This is a genomic window from Tritonibacter horizontis, assembly GCF_001518015.1.
Taxonomy (GTDB): Bacteria; Pseudomonadota; Alphaproteobacteria; order Rhodobacterales; family Rhodobacteraceae; genus Epibacterium; species Epibacterium horizontis.
Window position 1 is genome coordinate 1 of the sequence record NZ_LPUY01000129.1, and the last position, 744, is coordinate 744.

General features: G+C 61.0%; 1 protein-coding gene and 1 pseudogene. One reads left to right on the forward strand and one right to left on the reverse strand.

All coding sequences use genetic code 11. The features are described from left to right. Positions 1 to 56 precede the first annotated feature (56 nt). Positions 57 to 296, forward strand: a pseudogene (locus tag TRIHO_RS24250) (DUF6927 domain-containing protein); the annotation flags it as partial. On the opposite strand, the gene TRIHO_RS20820 reads toward TRIHO_RS24250, so the two are convergent. Then, positions 248 to 744 (reverse strand): TrbG/VirB9 family P-type conjugative transfer protein (locus TRIHO_RS20820; RefSeq protein WP_165595940.1); only part of this gene is annotated, 497 nt, incomplete at its 5' end. The pseudogene TRIHO_RS24250 and the gene TRIHO_RS20820 overlap by 49 nt on opposite strands.

Sequence of the window (744 nt, forward strand, 5' to 3'; positions counted from 1 at the left end):
CCCTACCGCGTGCCGCTCGATGCGCTGATGGAAATCGATGACCGGAGGGCGGCGTGATGGGTTGGCTCTTCTACACCGACGGCCGCGTCCAGACCTACGCGGATGAGAAAGCGGAGATTGCTCGGCTGTGCACCTTCGAGGGCGAAAGGCGCAAGACGGAACTGGTCAAAGCCTGCAAGGTGGGTTCGACTTGGTACGCGGCGGCAAAGGTCACAAATATCGACGGCACCCCTGTCGAAGACACGACCTATGTCACCGATGCGGATGGCTCCATCACTTTCGCCGCCGTATTCCTTAGGATCGCCTCGATGCAGACCACCTCTTCGCCAAGTCGCAGGACCCATTGGCGGTTCACGCCGTTGACTCGGATTACGCCGTCCTCAGGGGTTTGCGTGTTGACCGTGCGTTCACGGCCGCCCGCGTAGCGGAAGATCGCGGGCACAGGTGCGTTTCTTGGAAAGGCGAAATACGTGAATGTCCCGTCATCCCAGATGCGGGTTGGCGTAAACTCGGTCCGCGCACTGGCGCCGTAATTGTAGTTCGGCGCTTGGGCCGCGATGGCCCGGGTCGGGCGCGCAGCGTCTTCCGGATAGCGAAACTGCACCACGTAGAAGGTTGGGCTGCGAACCTCCTCGACGTTGAAATAGTAGCTGCGCCTGTTCGTGTAGACGGTCACATTGGTATGGACACCGCGCGCGACGGGCTTGATTGCAAATGCCTGACCACCGGGCACGCCATCGATCT